This is a genomic window from Streptomyces sp. NPDC055099, assembly GCF_053607685.1.
This window is the reverse complement of record NZ_JBSGUA010000017.1, coordinates 145,662-166,408: the sequence shown is the minus strand read 5'-3', so window position 1 is coordinate 166,408 and position 20,747 is coordinate 145,662. Positions and strand designations below refer to the sequence as shown.

Below are 20,747 nucleotides of genomic sequence, written 5' to 3'. Positions count from 1 at the left end.
CTCACGCTCCGGCGGTGGCGACGAGGACGGCGGCGACAGCCAGGACGACGGTGCCTGCGAGCAGCGCGCTCAGGTAGGTCTGCACGTTTCCGGTCTGCGCGCGGCGGACGGCCGCGCCGAGCCAGCGGGGTGCGGTGCCCGCGGCGCGTACGTACGTGTCGACGACCTCGCGGTCGAGGAACCGGACGAGGCGTGCGGCGGCCTGGACGGGGCGCACGAACAGGGCGGCGTAGACGGCGTCGAGGTGGAAGCCGACGGCGGCGTGCCGGTGCAGCGGGCCGAGCAGGAGGCGGCCGGGGTCGGCCGGGTCGTGAGCGGCGGCCACGTCTCCGTAGGCAGGGGCGTGCGAGGCGATGGCCTCGGCTTCGACCAGACCTCCGTCGGCTCCCGCGTCGGCGGCGACCGCGCCCATCGGGTGGCGGGCGGCGAGCGCCGTGGTGTGACGCCACGCTCCGTACGTGACGAGCCCGCCGACGAGCGCGAGTCCCGTGCCGAGGACGGAGGTGGTGAGGGTCGGGGTGAGCGCGTGCCCGTCGAACCAGTCCGGCAGGACGCCGACGGTGAGGCCGAAGGCGAGTGAGGGGACGGCGAGCACCCAGAGCACGGCGGTCATGGTGACCGGCTGACGGCCGTGGTCCGGGGCTTGGGGGCCCTGGCCGTTGAAGGCGAGCAGCCACAGACGCGTCGCGTAGGCGGCGGTGAGGAGGGCGGTCAGCAGACCGGCGACCAGGACGATCCAGCCCGCCGCGGTGGGGGCGGTCTCGGAGTGACCGGTGGCCGCGTGTTCGGCGGCGCCCAGGACGGCTTCCTTGGAGAAGAAGCCGCTGAAGGGCGGGATCGCGGCGAGCGCCAGGAGCGCCACGGTCATCGTCCAGAAGGCGTCGGGGACCCGGTCGCGCAGGCCCTTCATGCGGGACATGGCGGCGAGGGAGTTGGTGCCGGCGGCGTGGATGATCACGCCGGCGCCGAGGAAGAGGAGCGCCTTGAAGGCGCCGTGCGAGAGGAGATGGAAGACGGCGGCACCGCGGTCGCCGACGGCGAGGGCGCCGGTCAGATAGCCGAGCTGGCCGATCGTCGAGTACGCGAGGACGCGCTTGATGTCGTCCTGGGCGAGCGCGGCGAGGGCCGAGCCCGCCATCGTGACGGCGGCCATGACGGCGAGGACGACCAGCGCCGCCGAGGAGGCGGCGAAGACCGGGAGGAGCCGGGCGACGAAGTAGACACCGGCGGCGACCATCGTCGCGGCGTGGATGAGCGCGGAGACCGGGGTGGGGCCCGCCATCGCGTCGGGCAGCCAGGTGTGCAGCGGGAACTGCGCGGACTTGCCCGCCACACCGGCGAGGAGCAGCAGGGCGATCAGCGTCGGGTGGTCGAGGCCGCCGCCCGCGACCGTCCCGAGGATCGTCGTGATGCGGAACGACCCGGCGTCGACGGCGAGCGCGAACAGGCCGATCAGGAAGGGGACGTCGCCGAGCTTGGTGACCAGGAAGGCCTTGAGGGAGGCAGCGCGGGCTTCGGGCGTCTCCCAGTAGTGGCCGACGAGGAAGTACGAGCAGATGCCCATGATCTCCCAGCCGACCAGGAGCACCATCAGGTCGCCGGAGTAGACGACGAGCAGCATCGCGGAGGTGAAGAGGGAGACGAGAGCGGCGTACGAGGGATAGCGCGGGTCGTCGCGCAGGTAGCCCGTCGAGTAGATCTGCACGCAGGAGGCGACGAGGCCGACCAGGACGGCGACGAGGGCGGCGAAGCCGTCGATGTGCAGGGCGAGTTCGATGGGGACCGAGCCGGTCGGGGTGAGCTCGGTGGCGGAGTCGATGTCGTTGCCGCCGCCGTGGCGGGCGGCGACCATGACGGCGATGATCAGCGCCGCCACGGTGGGCAGTACCGCGAGGGGGCGCACGAGACCGGGGACGGTGCGGCCGAGCAGCAGGCCGGCGACCGCGCCGAGGAACGGCAGGAGGGGGACGAGTACGGCGAGGGTGGTCGTGGTCACGCGGTGGCCTCAGCCTTCTGCGACTTCTGCGAGGACTTGGCCGGGGCGGGCTCTTCACCGGCGGCGCCCTCGGCGTCCCCGGGGTCGTCCCCGGGGTCGTCGTCGGGGCCCTCGGCGGTGTCGCGGAGGTCGTCGACGGCGGAGGAGCCGCGGTTGCGGTAGACGGCCAGGACGATCGCGAGGCCGATGCCGATCTCCGCGGCGGCGATGGCGATGGTGAAGAGGGTCAGGGCCTGGCCGGAGTGGAGGGCGTCGCGGAGCCAGACGTCGAAGGCGACCAGGTTGAGGTTGACGGCGTTGAGCATGAGCTCGACGGACATCAGGACCAGGATCGCGTTGCGCCGGGCGAGCACTCCGTACAGGCCCACGCAGAAGAGGAGGGCGGCCAGGACGGCGGGGTAGGCGAGGTGCATCAGCGCTGCTCCTTGTCGCCGGTAGTGCCGGTGTCGCCGTTCAGGCGGGTCATGCGGGCATTCCTGCGGGAGAGGACGATCGCGCCGACCAGGGCGGCCAGGAGCAGGACCGAGAGCGCCTCGAAAGGCAGTACCCAGTGCTGGAAGAGGAACTTTCCGGTCACCGCGGTGGAGCCCTGGGCCTCGTCGGCGGCGCGGTCGAGGTCGATCCAGGTCGTCCGGAAGGCGTCGACGACGACCCAGACCAGGGCGGCCGCGGCGAGGACGGCCACCGCGAGCGCGACCGGGCGGTTGCCCGAATCGGCGTCCGGGGAACGGCCGATGGGGGCCCTGGTGAGCATCAGACCGAACAGGAGGAGGACGACGACGGAGCCGACATAGATCAGGACCTGGACCCAGGCGATGAACTCGGCGGTGAGCAGGAGGTACTCGACGGCCAGGCCGCCGAGCGTCGCCACGAGCCACAGGGCGGCGTGCACCAGCTGCTTCGTGGTGACGGTGACGATCGCCGAGCCGAGGGTGACGAGGCCGACCAGGAGGAAGGCGATCTCCACTCCCGTCGGGGAGAGGAAGCCTTGGGGGGCGTTGGCGGCGAGGTTCACTGGGATGCCTCCGGGCCGGCGGCTTCGGCTTCCTGGGCGGCGGCTTCGGCTTCCTGCGCCGCGGCCAGCTTCTCCGCCGCCTTGCGGGCCGCGGCGATCTCCTTGGGTTCCTCGGCCGCGGGGTCCAGGGCGGGCGGGGCCGGGACCGTCCACATCCAGTCGCGGAGCTTGTCGCGCTCGTGGGTGAGTTCGTGGATGTCGGTCTCGGCGTACTCGAACTCCGGGGACCAGAACAGTGCGTCGAAGGGGCAGACCTCGATGCAGATGCCGCAGTACATGCAGAGGGAGAAGTCGATGGCGAAGCGGTCGAGGACGTTGCGGCTGCGCTCGCGGCCGCCCTCGACGGCCGGCGGGACCGTCTCCTTGTGCGAGTCGATGTAGATGCACCAGTCCGGGCACTCACGGGCGCAGAGCATGCAGACCGTGCAGTTCTCCTCGAAGAGCCCGATGACACCCCGGGTGCGGGGCGGCAGTTCGGGCTGGTGCTCCGGGTACTGCTCGGTGACGGTCTTCTTCGTCATCGTGCGGAGGGTGACGGCGAGGCCCTTGGCGAGGCCGCTGCCAGGGATCGGAGCCATTTAGTTGATCGCCACCTTCACGATTCCGGTGAGCGCGATCTGCGCGAGGGCGAGCGGGACGAGGAGGGTCCAGGAGAGCTTCTGGAGCTGGTCCTCGCGGAGACGGGGGTAACTGACGCGCAGCCAGATCACGACGAAGGCGAGGACGCCGGTCTTCAGGAGGGTCCAGACCCAGCCGAGACCGTCGGCACCCCAGGGGCCGTGCCAGCCGCCGAGGAAGAGGACGGTGGTGAGGCCGCAGAGGACGACGATTCCGGCGTACTCGGCGAGGAGGAAGAGGGCGAAGCGCAGGCCGGTGTACTCGGTGTAGGCACCGAAGATGATCTCCGAGTCGGCGACCGGCATGTCGAAGGGCGGGCGCTGGAGTTCGGCGAGGCCCGCCACGAAGAAGACGAGGGCGCCGACGATCTGCCAGGGCAGCCACCACCACTCGAAGGCGTTCAGGATGCCGGGCAGCGAGACCGTCCCGGCGGCCATCGCGACCGAGGCCGCGGCGAGCAGCATCGGGAGTTCGTACGCCAGGAGCTGGGCGGCGGTGCGCAGGCCGCCGAGGAGGGAGAACTTGTTGGCGCTCGCCCAGCCCGCCATGAGCGAGCCGAGTACGCCTACGCCCATGACCGCGAGCACGAAGAAGATGCCCGCGTCGACGAGTTGGCCGACGGCGCCTTCGCTCGGGCCGATGGGGATGGCGATCAGAACGAGGAGGTACGGCAGCAGGGCGATGGCGGGGGCGAGCTGGAAGATGCGGCGGTCGGCTTCGGCCGGTACGACGTCTTCCTTCTGCGCGAACTTGACTCCGTCGGCGACGAGCTGGGCCCAGCCGTGGAAGCCGCCCGCGTACATGGGACCGAGGCGGCCCTGCATGTGCGCCATCACCTTGTGCTCGGTCTGGCCGATGACCAGGGGCAGGACGAGGAACACGGCGAAGACGACGAGGAGACGCAGGGCGACGTCGAGCACGTCGGTCACTCCGAGCCTCCTGGGCGGTCGGGTTTGGCGGGGCTGGGTTTGGTGGGGTCGGGCTTGGCGGGCTCAGGCACGGCAGGCTCGGGCTTGATGGGCTCGGGCGCGGCGGGCTCGGGCGCGGCCGACTCGGGCGCGGCGGGCTCGGGCGCGGCCGACTCAGGCTCGGCCGGCTCAGGCGCGGCGGGCTCAGGCACGCCGGGCTCAGGCTTGGCAGTTGCGGTGCCGCCAGGGTCAGTGCTGGTACCGGTGCCGGTTTCGGCTTCCGTGGCCGGAGTCGGCTTCTCGCTCGCCTCGAACGCCGGGCGGGCCTGGTGCCACGGAGCGTCGGAAGCGGCCGCGGGTGACGCGGGCTTGGTCTGCGGTGCCGGAGCAGCTTCGGGCTTCGTCTGCGGTGCCGGAGCAGCTTCCGGCTTCGTCTGCGGTGCCGGAGCAGCTTCCGGCTTCGTCTCGGGTGTGGGAGCGGCCGGCCCCTCCGGTCGCTGCGAAGCCGACCCCTGGCTCACACTCCGCGAACGCCGCGGTGCCGGCGCCTCCGGCTGTGCGCCCGTTGCCTGCGTCGCCTGGCTGGCCGAGCCCTCCCCCGCCGTGCGCGTCCGGCGTACGGGCCGGTCGCCCGCCGCGCGGGCGGCGCCGCGGGCCGGGCGGGCCGGGGCCGCCGGGAGCTGGCCCTTGAGGGGGCCCCATTCGTTCGGGTCGGGTACGCCGGCAGGAAGCATCTGGCGGCGCTTGGGACCACCGTGCTCCGACTCCCCCGGCTCCTTCGCGCCCGGCCACGCCTTCGCGACCCGCGCCGCCAGGACGAAGTCCTTGCGCAGGGGGTGTCCCTCGAAGGTGTCCGGCAACAGCAGCGGGACCAGGTGCGGGTGGCCCTCGAAAGCGACGCCGAACATCTCGTGCGTCTCGCGCTCGTGCCAAGCCGCGCCCGCGTAGACGTCGACCGCGGTCGGCAGGACCGGGGCCTCGTGCGGAACGGTCGTACGGATGAGGAGGCGGCGCACGGGAGAGAGCGCGACGACGTGGGCCGAGACGAGGAAGCCCGTGCCGGGTTCGTCGACGGCGCTCAGCCAGTCGAAGTAAGTGCAGGTCAGCGTCGTGCGCGCGGTTTCGAGCGCCGCGATCCAGGAGCCCGGCGGGACGTCGACCGTCAGGAGGTCGTACGAATCCTCCGCCGTGGCCTCGGCGCCGAAGAGCTCCTCGACGGGGCTCGGCAGCCAGCCGGTCATGCCTTCCCCTCCCCAGAGCCAGAGCCAGAGTCGGCGCCGGAGGCCGGCACCGGCGGCTTCACGAGCCCGCTCTGCAAGGCCGCCGCCGAAGGCCGATTTCCATTGCCCCCCTTGCCGTACCGCTCCCCCAGCGACTCCGTCGCGATCTTCTCCTGGAGCTTGAGGATGCCCTGGAGCAGCGCCTCGGGCCGGGGCGGGCAGCCGGGTACGTACACATCGACCGGGATGATCTGGTCGACGCCCTTGGTCACCGCGTACGAATCCCAGTAGGGACCGCCGCAGTTGGAACAGGCGCCGAAGGAGATGACGTACTTCGGCTCGGGCATCTGCTCGTACAAGCGCTTCACGGCCGGGGCCATCTTGTCCGTGACCGTGCCGGAGACGACCATCAGGTCGGCCTGGCGCGGGCCGGGCGCGAACGGGATCACGCCGAGCCGGATGAAGTCGTGCCGGGCCATGGAGGCGGCGATGAACTCGATGGCGCAACAGGCGAGGCCGAAGTTGAAGACCCACAACGAGTACCGGCGGCCCCAGTTGAGGACCACCTTCATCGGCTCGGGGGCCAGCCGCGAGAGCACGCCGAGCTTCTGCGGCTCGGGCGCGGACAGCGGCGTGGACAGCACGGTCGGCTCGGGCAGGAGCACGGGCTCCGGGGTCACGTCCGTGCGAGGACGCTCCGGGGTCACGTCCATGTGAGGACGCCCTTCTTGTATGCGTACAGCAGGCCCACGGTCAGGAAGCCGAGGAAGACGAACATCTCCACCAGCGTCGTCGCACCGTAGCCGGGCGCGGCGAAGACCGTCGCCCAGGGAAAGAGGAAGATCGAGTCGACGGCGAAGATGACGTAGAGGAACGCGTAGACGTAGTAGCGGACCTGGGTATGTGCCCAGCCCTCGCCGACCGGGTCGACGCCGCACTCGTACGTCAGGAGCTTCTCGGGTGTCGGCACGACGGGCCTGAGCAGCCGTCCCGCGCCGAAGGCGACGGCGACGAACAGCACGCCGACGACGGCGAGCAGTCCGACGACGGAGTACGACTGGTAGTAGCTCGCCGCGACGTTCGTCACGTGCACGTCAGCCCCTCACTCCCTGACCGCCTCTGACACCCAGCACTGTTCGACGATCTGTACGCACGGGAGTCTAGGGCCTGCTAAAGGCGAGGTAAGCAGAGCGTCACGCATCGGGTGGGGTTATCCCCCGGGAGTCCTGGCGGTCCTCCTCATGGCATCCCGGCGTCGGGCCGTGCACTCTGGCGCATATGACCGCACGCGCCATGTCCTCGACCACGTCTCCGGCGTACCCGCCCACGTCTCCGGCGTACCCACCGCAGCCGCCGTCCCCGCCGCCGCCCGCCCGTTTCGCGGCGTACGACGCGCAGACCTGGAAGGAGATCGCGCATCTCCTCGCCAACCTGCCGATCGGCGTGGCCGGTTTCGTCTACGTGGTCGTGACGCTCGCCGCCGGCGGCGGTCTCGCCGTGACGGTCGTCGGCCTGCCGCTTCTCGCGGGCGCGCTGCTCGGCGCCCGGCTGATCGGCAGGGCGGAGCGGGCGCGGGCGCGCAAACTGCTCGGGCTGCGGATCGACGAGCCGAGCCCGATGCCCAAGCAGCGGGGGCACGGTTTCTTCAGCTGGCTGTGGTCGAGCCTGAAGGACCCGGTCGGGTGGCGCACGATGCTGTACTCGTTCATGCGGCTGCCCTGGGGCGTGGTGACCTTCGCCGTCGCCCTGACCGGGCTCTTCGTGCTCTGGCCGGTGCTCCCCTACATCGTGCGCGGCCTGACGAACGCCGACCGCGCGATGGCGCGCGGGCTGCTCTCGCCCTCCGACGAACTGGAGCGGCGCATCGTGGAGTTGGAGTCGGACCGCGGTGTCGTCGTCGACACCGCCGCCGCCGACCTGCGGCGCATCGAGCGCGACCTGCACGACGGGGCGCAGGCCCGCCTGGTGGCGCTCGCCATGGGGCTCGGCCTGGCCAAGGAGAAGCTCCTGGAGGGCCAGGCCGACGACACCGTGGCGGCGATGGTCGACGAGGCGCACGGCGAGGTGAAGCTCGCCCTCCAGGAGTTGCGCGACCTGGCCCGCGGCATCCACCCGGCGGTCCTGACCGACCGCGGCCTGGACGCGGCGCTGTCCTCGGTGGCCTCGCGGTGCACGGTCCCGGTGAAGGTGACCGCCGATCTGCCGGCGCGCCCGGCCGCCGCGATCGAGGGCATCGCGTACTTCACGGTCTCCGAGCTCCTGCAGAACGTCAGCAAGCACAGCGGGGCCCGTACGGCGTCCGTGGACGTGTGGCGTGCCGACCAGCGGCTGCTCATCCAGGTGTGGGACGACGGCAGGGGCGGCGCGCAGCTGGACGGGGGCTCGGGCATGGCGGGGCTCGCGGACCGGCTCGGCGCGGTCGACGGCCTGTTCGTGATCGAGTCCCCGGAGGGCGGCCCCACGACGATCACGGCGGAACTGCCGTGGCGCGACCGGGACCAGGACCGGGGCCAGGACCGGGACCAGACGGCCCAGCCGGCCCGGGGGTAGGGAAAACCCCCGGCCGAAGACACCTACGCACCACATGGTCCGGATCAGCCGCGGCCAGCACTCTTGAGATACGACGCCGAACCAGCGCGTGACCCGAGAAGCACCGCACGACCGAGCAGAAACGGACGACACCGATGGCCACGGAGTACGGACAGGAGTACGGACGCATGGAACGTTCGGAGTTCCGGGGATCCGACCTCGACGACCGGCGGCGCCGTCTCCCCGCCGGGCTGCGGGCGCCGATCGAGGCCCGCGCCTGGAAGGAGTTCGGCTATGTGCTGCTCAGCCTGCCGATCAGCATCGTCACGTTCACGTTCGCGGTCACGATGCTGTCGGTCGGCGCCGGGCTGCTGATCACGTTCATCGGCATCCCCGTGCTCGCCGCCGGGCTCGCCGCCTGCCGCGGCTTCGGCTCGCTCGAACGGGTGCGGGCGCGGGCGCTCCTGGACGTCGAGGTGGCCAACCCCGAGCCGCTGCGGCCCAAGAACGGCGGCGGGCCCATGGCGTGGATGGGCGCCGTGCTCAAGAGCGGCGTCTCCTGGCGGCACGTCCTCTACGCCATTCTCCACATGCCCTGGGCGGTCTTCTCCTTCACCGTGTCGGTGGTCTTCTGGACGTACGGCTGGGCGATGCTCACGTACCCGCTGTGGCAGTGGCTCTTCCCGATCTACGGCGGCCAGGGCGGCATCCAGCTCTACCGCGACAACGGTCACCAGATCTACCTGGACAACCCCTTCGAGATCGGCGTCACCGCCCTCACCGGCCTGCTCGTCACGCTCGCCACGCCCTGGATCATCCGGGCCCTGACCACCGTCGACCGCGTGATGGTGGCCGGTCTGCTCGGCCCGTCGAGCCTGGCGACGCGCGTCGTCGAGCTGGAGTCGGACCGCGGTGTCGTGGTCGACACGGCCGCCGCCGACCTGCGCCGCATCGAGCGTGACCTGCACGACGGGGCGCAGGCCCGCCTGGTGGCGCTCGCCATGGACCTGGGTCTGGCCAAGGAGAAGCTGACCGAGGACCCGGAGGCCGCGGCGCGCATGGTGGGCGAGGCGCACGGCGAGGTGAAGGTGGCCCTCCAGGAGCTGCGCGACCTGGCCCGCGGCATCCACCCGGCGGTCCTGACCGACCGCGGCCTGGACGCGGCGCTCTCCGCGCTCGCCGCCCGGTGCACGGTTCCGGTCCAGGTCGAGGTGGATCTGCCCGCGCGACCTGCCGCCGCGATCGAGGGCATCGCGTACTTCACGGTCTCCGAGCTCCTGCAGAACATCAGCAAGCACGCGCGGGCGTCCCACGGCTCGGTCGACGTGTGGCAGGTCGAGGACCGGCTGATGCTCCAGGTCACCGACGACGGCGCGGGGGGCGCGGACGTGACCGGTGGCTCCGGGCTTGCCGGGCTCGCCGAGCGGCTCGACGCGGTCGACGGAATCCTGGTCGTGGACTCGCCGGTGGGCGGGCCCACGACGGTGACGGCCGAGCTGCCCTGGCGGGCGTAGCCCGCGGATCTCCCTCCGCGCTCACCCACCCGGTCGCCCCCGCAGCGCGGGGAGGCCGGGTGGGTGCTGCCGTGCCCGCGACGGGCGGACACGAGCAAGCGGTTGCCCACGAACGCCGTTACGCCCTTCGCCGGCGTTCGTACGCGCGATACTGAGGTGCCGGGGGACTACAAGAACCACATATGCCGGGGGGCCGTGAACGTGGAGGACAAAGTGCGGGTCGTCATCGCCGAGGATTCGGTGCTGCTCAGGGAGGGCCTGACCCGGTTGCTGACCGACCGCGGGCACGACGTCGTCGCGGGGGTCGGCGACGCGGACGCGCTGATCAAGACGATCAACGACCTCTCCGCCGCGGGCGCGCTGCCCGACGTGGTCGTCGCCGACGTGCGGATGCCGCCGACGCACACCGACGAGGGGGTGCGGGCCGCGGTGCACCTGCGCCACCAGTTCCCGGGGCTCGGGGTGCTCGTCCTCTCCCAGTACGTCGAGGAGCAGTACGCCACCGAGCTGCTCGCCGGGTCCAGCCGTGGCGTCGGCTATCTGCTCAAGGACCGGGTCGCCGAGGTGCGCGAGTTCGTGGACGCGGTGGTGCGTGTCGCGGAGGGCGGCACGGCGCTCGACCCGGAGGTCGTGGCGCAACTGCTCGGCCGCAGCCGCAAGCAGGACGTCCTCGCGGGGCTTACTCCCCGCGAACGCGAGGTACTCGGTCTGATGGCCGAGGGCAGGACGAACTCGGCGGTGGCACGGCAGTTGGTGGTGAGTGACGGCGCGGTCGAGAAGCACGTCAGCAACATTTTCCTGAAGCTGGGGCTCTCCCAGAGCGACGGGGACCACCGGCGTGTGCTGGCGGTTCTCACCTACCTCAACTCCTAGCAATCTGACACCCTGTCAGCTATTTGACAACAACAGCAACCGCACACCGCACGAGCACGGAGAACAGTCCTAGAACCAAAGGATGAGTGGGGGGCGTCTTCCATGACGGGCCGGAGGGCGAGGCAGACCATGACGAAACGGGGCATTTCAGCGTCTCAAAAGTGCGTCCGTCATGCGATCAACCCCAGGAAGGCGACCCTTACAGACGTAGGGTGGGCCTTGGGAAGGCCGGTCGCCCAGCCCTTCCCGCTCAGCCGCCCGAGGGAGGTCCAGTTCAGTGACCAGCCAGGTCAGTAGCCCAGCCGAGCAGGCCGATGGGGCAGTCGTCGGAGAGCAGCGCAAGCATGCTGGTGAGAAGGATGTACGCCGTCTGGACCGGGTGATCATCCGCTTCGCGGGTGACTCGGGTGACGGCATGCAGCTCACCGGTGACCGGTTCACTTCGGAGACGGCGTCCTTCGGGAACGACCTCTCGACACTGCCGAACTTTCCCGCCGAGATCCGTGCTCCTGCCGGGACACTGCCGGGTGTCTCCTCCTTTCAGCTGCATTTCGCCGACCACGACATCCTCACGCCGGGCGACGCGCCGAACGTCCTGGTCGCGATGAACCCGGCCGCGCTGAAGGCGAACATCGCCGATGTGCCGCGCGGCGCGGAGATCATCGTCAACACGGACGAGTTCTCCAAACGGGCGATGCAGAAGGTCGGGTACGAGGTCTCGCCGCTGGAAGACGGTTCGCTGGACGGCTACAGCGTCCACCCGGTGCCGCTGACGACGCTGACGGTCGAGGCGCTCAAGGAGTTCGACCTCTCGCGCAAGGACGCGGGGCGCAGCAAGAACATGTTCGCGCTGGGTCTGCTGTCGTGGATGTACCACCGGCCGACCGAGGGCACGGAGAAGTTCCTGCGGACGAAGTTCGCCAAGAAGCCGGAGATCGCCGAGGCCAACATCGCGGCCTTCCACGCCGGTTGGAACTTCGGCGAGACGACCGAGGACTTCGCGGTCTCGTACGAGGTCGCTCCCGCCGCCCAGGCCTTCCCGACCGGCACCTACCGCAACATCTCGGGGAACCTGGCTCTCTCGTACGGGCTGATCGCCGCGGGCCGGCAGGCGGATCTGCCGCTCTACCTGGGCTCGTATCCGATCACGCCGGCCTCGGACATCCTGCACGAGCTGAGCAAGCACAAGAACTTCGGTGTGCGCACCTTCCAGGCCGAGGACGAGATCGCGGGCATCGGGGCGGCGCTGGGCGCGGCGTTCGGCGGCTCGCTCGCGGTGACCACGACCTCGGGGCCCGGTGTGGCGCTGAAGTCGGAGACGATCGGTCTCGCGGTCTCGCTTGAGCTGCCGCTGCTGATCGTGGACATCCAGCGCGGCGGTCCCTCGACGGGTCTGCCGACCAAGACCGAGCAGGCCGACCTGCTGCAGGCCATGTTCGGGCGCAACGGCGAGGCTCCGGTGCCGATCGTGGCGCCCAGGACCCCGGCGGACTGCTTCGACGCGGCGCTTGAGGCGGCACGGATCGCGGTCACCTACCGCACCCCGGTGTTCCTGCTGAGCGACGGCTACCTGGCCAACGGCTCCGAGCCCTGGCGCATCCCGGACACCGACGAACTCCCCGACCTGCGCGTGCAGTTCGCCTCGGGGCCCAATCACACCGAGGACGACGGCACCGAGGTCTTCTGGCCCTACAAGCGCGACCCGCAGTCCCTGGCCCGCCCCTGGGCGATCCCCGGCACGCCCGGCCTCGAACACCGCATCGGCGGCATCGAGAAGCAGGACGGCACCGGCAACATCTCGTACGACCCGGCCAACCACGACTTCATGGTCCGCACCCGCCAGGCCAAGATCGACGGCATCCAGGTCCCGGACGTCACTGTCGATGACCCGGGCGGCGACGCCAAGTTGCTTGTCCTGGGCTGGGGTTCGACCTACGGGCCCATCACCGCGGCGGTACGCCGGCTGCGGGCGGTCGGCGAGAGCGTGGCGCAGGCCCATCTGCGCCACCTCAACCCCTTCCCGCGGAATCTGGGCGAGGTCCTGAAGCGTTACGACAAGGTGGTGGTTCCCGAGATGAACCTCGGGCAGCTCGCCACGCTCCTCCGCGCCAAGTACCTCGTGGACGCGGTCTCGTACAACCAGGTCAATGGAATGCCGTTCAAGGCCGAGCAGCTCGCCACGGCTCTCAAGGAGGCCATCAATGGCTGACACGAAGACCGAAGGCACCGGGAGCACGATCGAAGCGCTTTCTCTGGTGCCCAAGGCCGAGGCCAAGCAATCCATGAAGGACTTCAAGTCCGATCAGGAGGTGCGTTGGTGCCCCGGCTGCGGTGACTACGCCGTTCTGGCCGCCGTGCAGGGCTTCATGCCCGAACTCGGCCTGGCCAAGGAGAACATCGTCTTCGTGTCGGGCATCGGCTGCTCCAGCCGCTTCCCGTACTACATGAACACCTACGGGATGCACTCCATCCACGGCCGCGCCCCGGCCATCGCCACCGGACTCGCCTCCTCCCGGCGGGACCTGAGCGTGTGGGTGGTCACCGGAGACGGCGACGCGCTGTCCATCGGCGGCAACCACCTCATCCACGCCCTGCGCCGCAACGTCAACCTGAAGATCCTGCTGTTCAACAACCGGATCTACGGCCTGACCAAGGGCCAGTACTCCCCGACCTCCGAGGTCGGCAAGATCACCAAGTCGACGCCGATGGGCTCCCTGGACGCGCCCTTCAACCCGGTCTCACTCGCGATCGGCGCGGAGGCGAGCTTCGTGGCGCGGACCGTGGACTCCGACCGCAAGCACCTCACCTCGGTGCTGCGCGAGGCCGCCGAGCACCCCGGCACCGCGCTGGTGGAGATCTACCAGAACTGCAACATCTTCAACGACGGCGCCTTCGAGGTCCTCAAGGACAAGCAGCAGGCCGAGGAGGCGGTCATCCGCCTGGAACACGGGCAGCCGATCCGCTTCGGGGCTCCCCTGGAAAGCGGCCTCGGCTCCAAGGGCGTCGTACGCGACGCGGCGACCGGCGATCTCAAGGTTGTCCCGGTCACTCCTGAGACCGAGTCCCAGATTCTGGTCCACGACGCGCACTCGACCTCGCCGACGCTGGCGTTCGCGCTCTCCCGCCTCGCCGACCCGGACACCCTGCACCACACCCCGATCGGCGTCTTCCGCGACGTCGAGCGCCCGGTCTACGACACCCTCATGTCCGACCAGCTCGACAGCGCCATCGAACAGAACGGCAAGGGCGACCTGGCCGCGCTGCTCGCGGGCGGCGACACGTGGACCGTCGTCGGCTGACTCAACTCGCTTTTCCCGAGGCCCGGTTCTGATCCTTCAGGACCGGGCTTCGTCGTATGCCTCGCGTGCTTCCTGTACGTCCGGCAGGCGCCGCTCGGTCCACTCGGCGAGCGCCCGGACCTGCGTGCCGACCTCGCGGCCCAGCTCGGTGAGGGAGTAGTCGACGCGCGGCGGGATGACCGGCTTGGCGTCGCGGTGCACGAGGCCGTCGCGTTCCAGGGTCTGCAGGGTCTGCGTCAGCATCTTCTCGCTGACCCGGCCGAGCGCCCGGCGCAGCTCGCTGAAGCGGTACGAGCGCTCGTCCAGGGCGATCAGGACGAGTACTCCCCAGCGGCTCGTGACGTGCTCCAGGACGAGGCGCTGCGGGCACATTCCCTCGTCCCCGAGGTTCCAGTTGCTTACTGCCATGCCAGTACCTTACTTCAAAGTGGGTACTTTCCAATAGTTAGCGCCCGACGTAGGCTCACTGTCAGAACCGCACAGAACCACGCCCAAAGGGAGATTCCAGACATGAGCATCGTCGTCACCGGAGCCACCGGACACCTCGGCCGTCTCGTCATCGACGGGCTGCTCGACGCGCAGGTGCCCGCCGGGCAGATAGCCGCCGTCGTCCGCGACAAGGAGAAGGCCGCCGATCTCGCCGCGCGCGGCGTGGAGCTGCGGGTCGCGGACTACAGCGCGCCCGAGACCCTGGCCGGCGTCTTCGCCGCGGGCGACAGGGTGCTGCTGATCTCCGGCAGCGAGGTCGGGCGGCGCGTGCCGCAGCACGCGGCGGTGATCGACGCGGCCCGTACGGCGGGCGTCGCGCTCCTCGCGTACACCGGGGTCCTCGGCGGGCCCGACGCCGACTTCGACCTCGCGGCCGAGCACAAGGAGACCGAGCGGCTCATCCTGGAATCCGGGCTTCCGCACACGTTCCTGCGCAACGGCTGGTACCACGAGAACTACACGGCCAACCTCGCCCCCGTCCTGGAGCACGGCGCCGTCGTCGCCTCCGCGGGCGAGGGCAGGGTCGCCTCCGCCTCGCGCGCCGACTACGCGGCCGCCGCCGTCGCCGTACTGACCGGCGAGGGCCACGAGGGCAAGGCGTACGAGCTGAGCGGCGATGTCGCGTGGAGCCTGGCCGAGTACGCCGCCGAGGTCGCCCGGCAGAGCGGCAAGGACATCTCGTACGCGAACGTCTCCGCCGAGGAGAACCTCGCGATCCTGACCGGCGCGGGTCTTCCCGAGCAGTTCGCCGCGATCCTCGTGGACGTGGACGCCGCGATCGAGCGGGGGCTGCTGGCCGGTACGAGCGGTGATCTGGCCCGGCTCATCGGGCGGCCTACGACGCCTGTCGCTGAGGCGATCTCGGCGGCTCTCAAGGGCTGAGGGCCGAGCTGCGGGCGTATGGGGGGCGGGGGCGATGGAGGTCATGACCGTTTTTGCGAGACGGGCATGACACGGGGGTGTCCGGGCCGCTACCTTCTGAGGGCAGCGTGGGGCTGCCTTGCACCAAGGAGGGGCCGTGGACGCCGCCGCAGCCGAGCAGTCGAAGAGCGAGCAGCGCATAGGGCTGCTGAACGGCTTCGCGGCCTACGGGATGTGGGGCCTCGTGCCCCTCTTCTGGCCCCTGCTCAAGCCGTCCGGGGCGGGTGAGATCCTCGCGCACCGGATGGCCTGGTCGCTCGTCGTGGTCGGCATCGCCCTGCTGCTCGTGCGGCGCTGGGCGTGGGCCGGTGAGCTCATCCGGCAGCCCCGCAAGCTGGGCCTCGTGACGATCGCCGCGGCGGTCATCACGATCAACTGGGGCGTCTACATCTGGGCCGTGAACTCCGGCCACGTCGTCGAGGCCTCCCTCGGCTACTTCATCAACCCCCTGGTCACCATCGCGATGGGCGTCCTGCTTCTCGGCGAGCGGTTGCGGCCCGTGCAGTGGGCGGCCGTCGCCGTCGGCCTCGCGGCGGTCCTCGTACTCGCCTTCGGGTACGGGCAGCCGCCGTGGATCTCGCTCTGCCTCGCCTTCTCCTTCGCGACGTACGGCCTGGTGAAGAAGAAGGTCGGGCTCAGTGGACTCGAGTCGCTGACCGCCGAGACCGCGATCCAGTTCCTGCCCGCGGTCGGGTTCCTGGTGTGGCTCGGGGTGCGGGGTGACGCGACGTTCGGGGCGGAGGGCTTCGGGCACGCGGCGCTTCTCGCGGCGACCGGTCTGGTCACCGCCATACCGCTGGTCTGCTTCGGGGCCGCGGCGATTCGGGTGCCGCTGGCGACGCTGGGGATGTTGCAGTACCTCGCGCCCGTCTTCCAGTTCCTGCTCGGAATTCTCTACTTCCATGAGGCGATGCCGCCTGAGCGGTGGGCCGGGTTCGGGCTTGTGTGGCTGGCGTTGACTTTGCTGACCTGGGAGGCGGTTCGCTCCGCGCGGCGTAATGCGGGGCGGGTTGTGGCGGGGGCTGCGTCTGCTTCTGCGTCTGCTTCTGCGTCTGCGTCTGCTTCTGGCTCTTCGTCCGCCCCTGTTGCGGGGCGGGAGACTGAGCCTATGAGTCCTGCTGCTTCCTCGGCGGGGCGGGAGGGGTCTGCGGTCTGAGCGTTGCCCTGCGGGCTGCGGGGGGGGCTTTGTGGGGGGGGCTCTTTGCGGGGTGCTTTCTGCGGGTGGGTTGTGGCTGGTCGCGCAGTTCCCCGCGCCCCTTGGCGGGGCCTTCGCCGTTGTTTTCTGCGGGTGCTTCTTGGCTGAGCGCGCCGTTCCCCGCGCCCCTAAGGGGGCGGCCCCAGCGTTGTTTTCTGCGGGTGCTTCGTGACTGAGCGCGCCGTTCCCCGCGCCCCTAACGGGGCGGCCCCCGGCGTTGAATTGTGCGGGTGCTTCGTGGTTGCGCGCGCCGTTCCCCGCGCCCCTAACGGGGCGGCCCCCGGCGTTGAATTGTGCGGGTGCTTCGTGGTTGCGCGCGCCGTTCCTCGCGGCCCTAGCGGGGCAGCCCCGTCCGCCGCGTGGGCTTTTGGCTTTCCGCTACGGGCCGGCCGGCCGGGGCTCGGACTCGTAGGCCGTATGCCGTGATGAGGGCGCCCAGGAGTGTCATCGTCACCGGGACCGTCAGGGCCGTGCGGAAGGCGGTGAGGGGCGAGGCCGGGTCGGTGCCGGAGAGGGCCAGGCCGTGTACCGCCGTCACGCCCGAGATGCCGATCGCCGCGCCGAACTGCAGGCCGGTGTGGAGCACCCCGCCCGCCAGGCCCTGCTCCTCCTCGGCCACGCGGTCCGTCGCCGCGATCATCAGCGGGCCCAGGGCGAGCGCGAAGGCGGTGCCCGCGAGGAGGAACGTGGGGAACATCGCCGCGTACGTCCAGTCCATGCCGACCGGCAGGAAGAGCACGTACGCCACGGTCGCCAGCAGGAACCCGCAGAGGATCACCCGGGCGTGGCCGTACCGCGTGACGAGCACCGGAGTCAGCGTCGGCGCCAGGATCACGTCGATGCCCATGACCACCAGGGCGAGGGCGGTCTGCAGGGACGACCAGCCGCGGAGCTCCTGGAGGTACAGCGTCAGGACGAACTGGAAGCCCATGTACGCCCCGACGAAAAGCAGCGCCCCCAGCGCCGCCCGCACCACGGTCCCCGTACGGAAGATCCCGAGCCGCACCAGCGGTTCGCGGGTCCGCCGCTCGATCCCCACGAACGCGAGGCCGAGCAGTACCCCGGCCGCCGCCGCACCGGCCGTCAACGGCCAGCCCGCGAGCCCGTGTTCGAGCCGCACGACGCCGTAGGCGAGCAGCAGCATCGCCCCCGCGGCGGCCGCCGCCCCCGGCAGGTCGAAGCCGCCGAGTCCGCGAGCGCGCCGCACGGGCACCGCCTCCGCCGGGATGAAGCGGACCGCCGCCGCGAGAATCCCGGCCGCGAGGAGCACCGGCGCGAAGAACACCCACCGCCAGTCGAGTTCGGTGAGCAGTCCGCCGGCGACCAGGCCGAGCGAGAAGCCGCCCGCGGAGGTGCCGGCGAAGACGAGCAGCGCCTTGTTGCGCTCAGGGCCCTCCGCGTACGAAGTGGTGATGATCGACATCGCGGCCGGCGTCATGAAGGCCGCGGAGAGCCCGGTCACGAAGCGGGCGACGATCAGCATCCAGCCCTCGGTGGCGAGGCCGCCGAGCCCGGAGAAGGCCAGGAAGACACCGAGCCAGAGGAGGAACATCCGCCGCCTGCCCAGCAGATCGGCCGCCCGGCCGCCGAGGAGGGTGAAGCCCGCGTACCCGAGGACGTAGGCGCTCATGACCCATGCCGCGGTGCCGGTCGTCAGGCCGAGGTCGGCTCGGATCGCCGGGATCGCGATCGCGAGCATCGCGACGTCGATGCCCTCCAAGAAGATCGTCCCGCAGAGGACGAGCAGCAGGGCCCAGGCTCGTGCACCCATGGTGGGACTCCTTGTGGGCGAGATGCGGGCGAGTACCCCCGGTTACTCACGCGGGGGTCGGTTCCCTCTTGTAACCACTCGAAGCCTGCGGCACCATCGGCAGGTATGGAAGAAGGCACTTCAAAGTCACCGAGTCACCGCGGAGGCACCGTGAGCGTGGATGCCGGGGGCGATTACGGAGACGCCGACCCCTTTCAGTGGGACACCCGCGAGGACTGCCAGGTCCGGCAGATCCTGGACCGCGTCGCCGACAAGTGGTCGCTGCTCACCATCGCCCTCCTGGAGCACCGCAAGCTCCGCTTCACCGAGCTGCGCCGGGAGATCGACGGCATCAGCCAGCGCATGCTGACCGTGACGCTGCGCCAGCTGGAGCGCGACGGCCTGGTCAAGCGCACGGTGTATCCGGTGGTGCCGCCACGGGTCGAGTACGAACTCACGCCCCTGGGCGGCACCTTGCACCACACCATCCAGGCCCTGGTGACCTGGACGGAGCAGCACCAGGGCGAGGTCGCCGCGGCGCGGTCGGCCTACGACGCGCGGGCCGGATCCGAGGCTCCTGGGACGACCGACTGAGACTGGGACGGCCGACCGAGACAGGGACGGCCGAGCCCGGGCCTCTCGCGGCAGTGGGCGAAATACGTCGGCCCCACCTCCTGCGATTCGGGCGCCATCGTCGCTACCTTCCCCATAAGGGAACAGAAGTGATCGAAAGCGACATGGCCTGACCGAGCCTGGCGGGAGGTCGAGACCCTCGTGCCCGAGCGCGCGCCCCGGACCGCTGCCCGGCTCGCACCCGACCCGGGAGCGGCCCCCTCGCCCGGCCGCCTCCCCGTCAACCGCTTCCGGCGCCGTCTCTCCGGCCGCGACGACCTCCCCCTCCTCGCCGCCTGCCTCGCCTACGCCGCCCTCTCCCTCGCTCTCGTCCCCCTCACCCTCTCCCTCGGCTGGGACGAGATCGTCTACGCGAGCCGCTTCCCGCCGTACGAGCCCGCCACCCCCTTCAGCGCTCCCCGTACCCGTGGCGTACCCCTGCTCATCTCTCCCGTCGCGGCCTGGAGCGACTCGACCGTCCTGCTCAGGGTCTGGCTGACGCTGCTCTCGACCGCCGCCCTCTACCTGGGCTTCAGGCCCTGGCTGCGCGTCATCGCGGGGCGGCCCGGCGTGGTCGGCGTGGCCGCCGGACTCTACGGAAGCCTCTGGTTCGCGCTGTTCTACGCGAACGCCGCGATGCCGAACCACTACACCGCCATGGGCGCCACGGCCGCGGTCGGACTGTTCCTCGGGGCCCGCCCCGGACGTCTCGCCCACGCCGGGATCGCGGCGGGGCTCGCCCTGGCCGCCCTGATGCGCCCGAACGACGGTGCCGCCGTCGCCGTCCCGCTGCTCGCCGCCGCCCTGCTCGTGCCCGCCTGGCGGACAAGGGGGCGCGCCCTCGCCGTCATGGGCGGTGTCCTGGCCGGGCTGCTGCCGTGGGCCGTCGAGGCGTACGTCCGCTTCGGCGGCGTACGCGAACGGCTTGTCGCGGCGAGCGACGTGCAGGGCGGGCTGCGCCCCCTGGCCGCCGTCGAGGCCCAGTTCACCGCCCTGGACGGTCCTCTGCTCTGCCGCCCGTGCACCGCCGACCAGCTCAGGATCGTGGCCGCGGGGTGGTGGCTCCTCCTGCCCGTACTCGTGGCCGCCGGACTGTGGGCCACGAAAAGATCGGGGGCAGGGGCGGGGGCGGAGACGGGGGCTGGATCGGAGGCGGGGGCTGGATCGGAGGCGGGGGCTGGATCGGAGGCGGAGGCCCCCCGCGCCGCCCCACAGGCCCTGCGCCCCGCGCTCCGGCTGGCCGTGGTCGTCGCCGTGTCTGTCGCCCTGCCCTATCTCCTCCTCGTCCCCTATGGCGCCCCCCGTTTCCTCCTCCCGGCCCACGCCCTCCTCGCCGTCCCCGCGGCCTTCGGGCTCCTCGCCCTCCTCGGCCGGGCGCGACGCGCCGTCACCGTCGTCCTCGCGGCCGCCCTCGTCGCCCACCTGGGAATCCAGCTCCCGCTCGCCCTCGGCAACGCCCGTATCCAAGCCGGCGCACGCGGCGACTGGGTGCGCGTCACCGGCGTCCTGCACGAGCACGGGGTGCGCGCTCCGTGCGTCCTGAAGGGCAGCACTTCGGTGATCCCCATCGCGTACGTCTCCGGGTGCTCGGCCGCCCGGCCGGACGACCGGCGCCGGCCCGCGGCCCTGATCCTGCGCGAGAAACAGCCCCCGCACTGGGCCCGCGACTGGCGGCGGCACCCCGTGCCGGACACCTACGCCCCCGGCTGGACCGTGCTCGTGCCGCCGCCCACGACCGCCCTGCGGAACACGGCGACCGATATGCGCTCTTGACGCACGGTCAAGCTCACCCGCACCATCAGGCACGC

At 71.1% G+C, this 20,747-nt stretch carries 19 protein-coding genes; 9 read left to right on the top strand and 10 right to left on the bottom strand.

Annotated features, from left to right (window positions below; all coding sequences use genetic code 11):
* Nucleotide 1: 1 nt before the first annotated feature.
* From ACWFRU_RS34045 to ACWFRU_RS34010, 8 genes are read right to left on the bottom strand one after another with little or no spacing between them, the layout of a single operon-like run.
* A complete protein-coding gene (locus tag ACWFRU_RS34045; protein WP_453691978.1) occupies nucleotides 2-1,996 on the bottom strand; it encodes an NADH-quinone oxidoreductase subunit 5 family protein in 1,995 nt (664 codons plus the stop codon).
* Nucleotides 1,993-2,409: an NADH-quinone oxidoreductase subunit NuoK gene (nuoK, locus tag ACWFRU_RS34040; RefSeq protein ID WP_453691977.1), complete on the bottom strand. Its 417-nt coding sequence runs from the start codon at nucleotides 2,407-2,409 to the stop codon at nucleotides 1,993-1,995. Before nuoK ends, ACWFRU_RS34045 begins: the two co-directional genes overlap by 4 nt.
* A complete protein-coding gene (locus ACWFRU_RS34035; protein ID WP_363212721.1) occupies nucleotides 2,409-3,011 on the bottom strand; it encodes an NADH-quinone oxidoreductase subunit J family protein in 603 nt (200 codons plus the stop codon). Before ACWFRU_RS34035 ends, nuoK begins: the two co-directional genes overlap by 1 nt.
* Nucleotides 3,008-3,589 carry a NuoI/complex I 23 kDa subunit family protein gene (locus ACWFRU_RS34030; protein WP_453691976.1) on the bottom strand — a complete coding sequence of 194 codons (582 nt, stop codon included), beginning with the start codon at nucleotides 3,587-3,589 and terminating at the stop codon, nucleotides 3,008-3,010. Before ACWFRU_RS34030 ends, ACWFRU_RS34035 begins: the two co-directional genes overlap by 4 nt.
* Entirely contained in the window at nucleotides 3,590-4,558 is a 969-nt protein-coding gene (locus ACWFRU_RS34025) for a complex I subunit 1/NuoH family protein (protein WP_453691975.1), read from the bottom strand.
* Nucleotides 4,555-5,778 carry an NADH-quinone oxidoreductase subunit C gene (locus ACWFRU_RS34020; protein ID WP_453691974.1) on the bottom strand — a complete coding sequence of 408 codons (1,224 nt, stop codon included), beginning with the start codon at nucleotides 5,776-5,778 and terminating at the stop codon, nucleotides 4,555-4,557. The genes ACWFRU_RS34025 and ACWFRU_RS34020 overlap by 4 nt, the downstream gene beginning before the upstream one ends.
* A complete protein-coding gene (locus ACWFRU_RS34015) occupies nucleotides 5,775-6,470 on the bottom strand; it encodes an NADH-quinone oxidoreductase subunit B (protein WP_453691973.1) in 696 nt (231 codons plus the stop codon). Before ACWFRU_RS34015 ends, ACWFRU_RS34020 begins: the two co-directional genes overlap by 4 nt.
* Complete coding sequence (locus tag ACWFRU_RS34010) at nucleotides 6,461-6,850, bottom strand: NADH-quinone oxidoreductase subunit A (RefSeq protein WP_160506614.1); 390 nt, start codon at nucleotides 6,848-6,850, stop codon at nucleotides 6,461-6,463. Before ACWFRU_RS34010 ends, ACWFRU_RS34015 begins: the two co-directional genes overlap by 10 nt.
* A 185-nt stretch (nucleotides 6,851-7,035) precedes the next feature.
* On the opposite strand from ACWFRU_RS34010, the gene ACWFRU_RS34005 reads away from it, so the two are divergent.
* The 5 genes from ACWFRU_RS34005 (at nucleotide 7,036) to ACWFRU_RS33985 (ending at nucleotide 13,972) form a co-directional block, all read left to right on the top strand.
* Nucleotides 7,036-8,307, top strand: a complete 1,272-nt coding sequence (locus ACWFRU_RS34005) for a sensor histidine kinase (protein WP_453691972.1) — start codon at nucleotides 7,036-7,038, stop codon at nucleotides 8,305-8,307.
* A 134-nt stretch (nucleotides 8,308-8,441) separates the two neighbouring features.
* Nucleotides 8,442-9,800: a sensor histidine kinase gene (locus ACWFRU_RS34000; protein ID WP_453691971.1), complete on the top strand. Its 1,359-nt coding sequence runs from the start codon at nucleotides 8,442-8,444 to the stop codon at nucleotides 9,798-9,800.
* A gap of 213 nt (nucleotides 9,801-10,013) precedes the next feature.
* Entirely contained in the window at nucleotides 10,014-10,673 is a 660-nt protein-coding gene (locus ACWFRU_RS33995; RefSeq protein WP_363212881.1) for a response regulator transcription factor, read from the top strand.
* 277 nt (nucleotides 10,674-10,950) lie between these two features.
* Nucleotides 10,951-12,882 (top strand): 2-oxoacid:acceptor oxidoreductase subunit alpha, encoded by a 1,932-nt coding sequence (locus ACWFRU_RS33990; protein ID WP_453691970.1) that lies wholly within the window; start codon nucleotides 10,951-10,953, stop codon nucleotides 12,880-12,882.
* Nucleotides 12,875-13,972 carry a 2-oxoacid:ferredoxin oxidoreductase subunit beta gene (locus tag ACWFRU_RS33985; RefSeq protein WP_453691969.1) on the top strand — a complete coding sequence of 366 codons (1,098 nt, stop codon included), beginning with the start codon at nucleotides 12,875-12,877 and terminating at the stop codon, nucleotides 13,970-13,972. Before ACWFRU_RS33990 ends, ACWFRU_RS33985 begins: the two co-directional genes overlap by 8 nt.
* Before the next feature lie 36 nt (nucleotides 13,973-14,008).
* On the opposite strand, the gene ACWFRU_RS33980 is transcribed toward ACWFRU_RS33985, so the two are convergent.
* Nucleotides 14,009-14,380 (bottom strand): winged helix-turn-helix transcriptional regulator, encoded by a 372-nt coding sequence (locus ACWFRU_RS33980; protein ID WP_453691968.1) that lies wholly within the window; start codon nucleotides 14,378-14,380, stop codon nucleotides 14,009-14,011.
* A 102-nt stretch (nucleotides 14,381-14,482) separates the two neighbouring features.
* On the opposite strand from ACWFRU_RS33980, the gene ACWFRU_RS33975 reads away from it, so the two are divergent.
* Nucleotides 14,483-15,343 carry an SDR family oxidoreductase gene (locus tag ACWFRU_RS33975; protein ID WP_453691967.1) on the top strand — a complete coding sequence of 287 codons (861 nt, stop codon included), beginning with the start codon at nucleotides 14,483-14,485 and terminating at the stop codon, nucleotides 15,341-15,343.
* Between the two features lie 211 nt (nucleotides 15,344-15,554).
* Entirely contained in the window at nucleotides 15,555-16,538 is a 984-nt protein-coding gene (rarD, locus tag ACWFRU_RS33970; RefSeq protein ID WP_453692023.1) for an EamA family transporter RarD, read from the top strand.
* 373 nt (nucleotides 16,539-16,911) lie between these two features.
* On the opposite strand, the gene ACWFRU_RS33965 is transcribed toward rarD, so the two are convergent.
* Complete coding sequence (locus tag ACWFRU_RS33965) at nucleotides 16,912-18,348, bottom strand: MFS transporter (RefSeq protein WP_453691966.1); 1,437 nt, start codon at nucleotides 18,346-18,348, stop codon at nucleotides 16,912-16,914.
* Between the two features lie 105 nt (nucleotides 18,349-18,453).
* On the opposite strand from ACWFRU_RS33965, the gene ACWFRU_RS33960 reads away from it, so the two are divergent.
* Complete coding sequence (locus tag ACWFRU_RS33960; RefSeq protein ID WP_453691965.1) at nucleotides 18,454-18,921, top strand: winged helix-turn-helix transcriptional regulator; 468 nt, start codon at nucleotides 18,454-18,456, stop codon at nucleotides 18,919-18,921.
* Between the two features lie 180 nt (nucleotides 18,922-19,101).
* Nucleotides 19,102-20,712 carry a hypothetical protein gene (locus ACWFRU_RS33955; protein ID WP_453691964.1) on the top strand — a complete coding sequence of 537 codons (1,611 nt, stop codon included), beginning with the start codon at nucleotides 19,102-19,104 and terminating at the stop codon, nucleotides 20,710-20,712.
* Nucleotides 20,713-20,747: the final 35 nt, after the last annotated feature.